The organism is Parafrankia sp. EUN1f (assembly GCF_000177675.1).
Lineage (GTDB): Bacteria > Actinomycetota > Actinomycetes > Frankiales > Frankiaceae > Parafrankia.
Window position 1 is genome coordinate 1 of sequence record NZ_ADGX01000304.1, and the last position, 3,952, is coordinate 3,952.

Below are 3,952 nucleotides of genomic sequence, written 5' to 3' on the forward strand. Positions count from 1 at the left end.
AGACCGGGCGTCACCTCCGACCGGCACGTTGCCCACGTGGATCTGCCGGCTGACCCGCCGGGTTCCGACCGGGCGGGGCGGAGCGGCGGGCATGCCCAGAGTAACGGTCACGATGTCCTCACTGGCGTGTCGGATTCTTGATCGTCAATTGGCGACCCAGCCCCGGTCCGTCGAGCACGACCGGGGCGTCCGGGTCGATCAGGTCCGAGCCGATTCACGGATCGGCTGGATCGGTCAATCAGGTCGATGGACGTCGTGCGGAGGCGGCGCACTCACGACGGCCGGCGCGACGCCCGACCGGATCGACCGGCGACCGGGGCGTCCACTGACCACCACCGCGCGCCACCGCGGGTACACGGCGGCTCACTGGTTGATGCGGATGGGGTTGACGATGTCGGCGGACAGTATGATCAGACTGAACCCGACGAGAACGACGACCGTGGCGTACGTGGCTGGTAACAGCTTCGCGAAGTCCACCGGCTGCACTGGACCTCGGTAACCACGCAGCCGCCGCAGTCCGTGTCGGGCCTGCTCGAAACCGAGCACCGCGATGTGCCCGCCGTCGAGCGGGAGCAGCGGCAGCAGGTTGAAGATCCCGATGGCGAGATTGATCGCGGCCACGAGGAACAGGAAGACCCCGATGCGGTCGGACCAGTCCTCGTCCGCGGTGACCACGTCGCCACCGAGGCGGGCCGCACCCACCACACTGATGAAACCGCTCTCGTCGCGGTTGTCACCGAAGATGCGGCTGATGTCATCGAGCCGTTCGGTGAACGTGTCGTACATCCCGGTGAACCCGGAGCCGATCACCTTGAAGGTCTCCGGAACGGCTCCGAACACCCCGTAGTGAACGGACTCCTGCCCCGGCCTGACTCCCAGGGCTCCGACCGGGTCCTTCCCCTCGCCGCCGGTTCTGCGGTCACGCAGGACCTCGCCGAGGTCGGGGCGCAGGGTCAGCTGCCGGCCGTCTCGGGAGACGACGAGCTCGGCGGGCCCGGACCCGTGCTCGCGCACCAGCCGGGTGAAGTCCTCCCACGAGGTGATGGACGTTCCCTCGAAGCTCACCACCCGGTCGCCCTTGAGCAGCCCGGCGGCCGCCGCCGGGCCGGCCCCGGCGCACTCGGTCTGGCCCGCCGCGGGCAGGCACGTCGTCTCCCCGATCAGCGTCTCGCTGGTCTGCTTGGTGCCGAGAGTGACCAGCACGCCGTAGATCAGCACGATCGCGATGACGAAGTGGACGAACGAGCCCGCGGACATCACGACCAGCCTCGCCCGTGCCGGGGCCTTGTAGAAGGCCCGCTTCTCGTCCGCCGGGTCGATCTCCTCGAGGGAGGTCATTCCCTCGATCTTGACGAACCCGCCGGCCGGGATGGCCTTCACCCCATACTCGGTCTCCCCGCGCTGCTTCGACCACAGGGTGGGGCCGAAACCGACGAAGAACCGGGACGCCTTCATCCCGAAGTACCGCGCCGTGACGAAGTGCCCGGCCTCGTGCAGGACGACCGAGACGAACAGGGCGAGGACGAAGGCTGCGATGCCCAGGGCTGCCATCAAGCACGTCCTCCGGTCGCCACAGGCCGCCCACCGGCCTGTTCGATCAGACGGTTCGCCGCGGCACGGGCCTCGCGCTCGGTCTCGAACACCTCGTCCAACGTCGGACGGGCGATCACCTCGTGCGCCTCCACCACCTCAGCCACCAGGTCGACGATACGGACGAACGGAAGCCCGCCCGCGAGGAAGGCAGCGACGGCCTCCTCGTTCGCCGCATTGAACACCGCTGGCGCGGTGCCCCCGAGCCGGCCCGCCGTCCGGGCGAGGTCGACCGCGGGGAACGCGACGGTGTCGAGTGGCTCGAAGGTCAGCGACTGCGGCCGAGTCCAGTCCATCGGCGGCTGTGCCAGGGGCACCCGGTCCGGCCACCCCAGCGCCAGGGCGATGGGGAGGCGCATGTCCGGCGGCGACACCTGCGCGATGGTCGAACCGTCGGTGAACTCGACCATCGAGTGGACCAGCGACTGCGGATGAACGACGACCTCGATGTCGTCGTAGGGCACCCCGAAGAACAGGTGCGCCTCGATCAGCTCGAGGCCCTTGTTCATCAGCGTCGCCGAGTTGATGGTGACCAGCGGCCCCATCGCCCACGTCGGATGCGCGAGCGCCTGCTCGCGGGTGACGCCGGCCAGCTCGTCCCGGCTCCGCCCGCGGAACGGACCGCCGCTGGCGGTCAGCACCAGCTTGTGGACCTCCTCGCGCCGCCCCCCGCGCAGGCACTGGGCCAGCGCGGAGTGCTCGGAGTCCACCGGCACGAGCCGGTCAGGATTGCCGCCCAGCGCCTCGAGTACCAGCGGACCACCGGCGACCAGGGACTCCTTGTTCGCCAGGCCCACCGTCGCGCCTGCCTTGAGCGCCGCCAGAGTCGGGGCGAGCCCGACCGAGCCCGACACCCCGTTGAGGACGATGTCCGCCGGCCAGGCCGCGATCTCGACGGCCGCGTCGGGCCCCGCGAGAATCTTGGGAACCGCGAACTCCCCGCGGCGGTACCCACGCCGGGACGCCTCCGCGAAGAACGCGAGCTGCAGGTCCTGCGCCGCGGACGCGGCAGCCACACCGACCGCCTCGACGCCGAGATCGAGCGCCTGCTCCGCGAGCAGGTCCACCCGGGACCCGCCGCCCATCAGCGCCACCACCCGGAACCTGTCCGGGTTGCGGCGTACGACATCTATCGCCTGGGTTCCGATCGAGCCGGTGGACCCGAGCAGAACCACTTCACGCTGGACCGAAGCCTCCGCCACACCGCCCATTCTCGCAGGCCCTTCGACGCTTGGACCGAGGCCTGTTCGGTTCCTGACACGTGCAACCCGAAGGTGTGCATTGGGTGCACCCGCGCCTACCCGCGGTCAGCGCCGAATACGCTGACCTGCCCCGTAGCCACTGGCCTCTCACCTGGCGTCAACCCTCACCCGCCAGCGGCCGCCGGGCTCGCCGATGCGGTAGCGGACACAGAGGGGACCACTGTGGTGGGGGACGGAGGCGGTCCGGTCGTGGGCTCGGTGGTGCTATCCGGTACCGCGGATGCGGACGGTGCCGGGCCTGCCGACCTCGTCGCGGACGCCGGTGCCGGGCTCGTCGTGGGAGCGGCCGACCTGGTCGCGCCACCCCCGGCCGTGCCACCGCCGCCGGAAGCACCCCCGCCGGTGACCGTCCGGCCGTCGGCCGGATGCCCGCCGAAGAACTCCAGGGCGACGACGGTCGCGCTCAGGCTCGACACGGTGGCCCCGAGCTCGGGCCGCGCGGCCGCGCCCGGCCAGGTGTGACCACCACCCTTGATGGCCAGCACCCCGACGTCCTTGCCCGTCGGGCAGGACGTCCAGGCAGTGAGGGCGGCGCTGGACATCTCCGCGCCGGCGGAATGCTCACCGCCGCAGCCGAACGCCCTGGCGTACCGGTCGGTGCGGCTCTCGACGGGCTGCGCGACCAGCCCCACGAAGGGCGCGGTACGGGCCGGGCCGCCGCCGTCCCAGGGCGCGATCGCGTCCGCGGTTCCGTGCACCTCGAGCAGGTTCGCGCGTGGATCCGCGCAGTCCTCCGGGACCCGGCTCGCCGCGACCGTGACCACGGCCGCGAACCGGTCGGGCAGCGCGCAGGCGACCTCCAGCGTCATGTCGGCGCCATCGGAGAAGCCGCTGGCGAACACCCGCTTCGGGTCGAGGCACATCCGGCCCGTCAGGTCGTTGAGCACCATGCCGATGAACAGGACGTCGTCGGGGCCGGCCTCGGCCGAGCGGGTGAGGTTCCACCGGGCGGACACGCCGACCGGGGTGACGACCGCATAGCCCGATCTGGTCCCCGCGTCAGCCATCCCGGTGTACTGCTCCAGTTGGTCCACGGACTGGTCGCGGTCGTGCAGGTTGACGACGAGCGGAAGCGCCGTGCCCGCCCTGGCGCCCTGGGG

3 protein-coding genes are annotated in these 3,952 nt (G+C 71.2%); all 3 read right to left on the minus strand.

Annotated elements, in window-relative coordinates; all coding sequences use genetic code 11:
- Nucleotides 1-363: 363 nt before the first annotated feature.
- Nucleotides 364-1,551, minus strand: a complete 1,188-nt coding sequence (locus tag FREUN1FDRAFT_RS38285) for an RIP metalloprotease (protein WP_006545818.1) — start codon at nucleotides 1,549-1,551, stop codon at nucleotides 364-366.
- Nucleotides 1,551-2,801, minus strand: a complete 1,251-nt coding sequence (gene dxr / locus FREUN1FDRAFT_RS38290) for a 1-deoxy-D-xylulose-5-phosphate reductoisomerase (protein ID WP_006545819.1) — start codon at nucleotides 2,799-2,801, stop codon at nucleotides 1,551-1,553. The genes FREUN1FDRAFT_RS38285 and dxr overlap by 1 nt, the downstream gene beginning before the upstream one ends.
- A 155-nt stretch (nucleotides 2,802-2,956) precedes the next feature.
- Nucleotides 2,957-3,952: PHB depolymerase family esterase (locus tag FREUN1FDRAFT_RS38295; protein ID WP_006545820.1), on the minus strand; the 996-nt coding region annotated here is incomplete at its 5' end.

Bases quoted from the DNA above. Each gene is read 5' to 3' on its own strand.
- FREUN1FDRAFT_RS38285 (WP_006545818.1), bottom strand. From the start codon at position 1,551: ATGGCAGCCCTGGGCATCGCAGCCTTCGTCCTCGCCCTGTTCGTCTCG.
- dxr (WP_006545819.1), bottom strand. From the start codon at position 2,801: ATGGGCGGTGTGGCGGAGGCTTCGGTCCAGCGTGAAGTGGTTCTGCTC.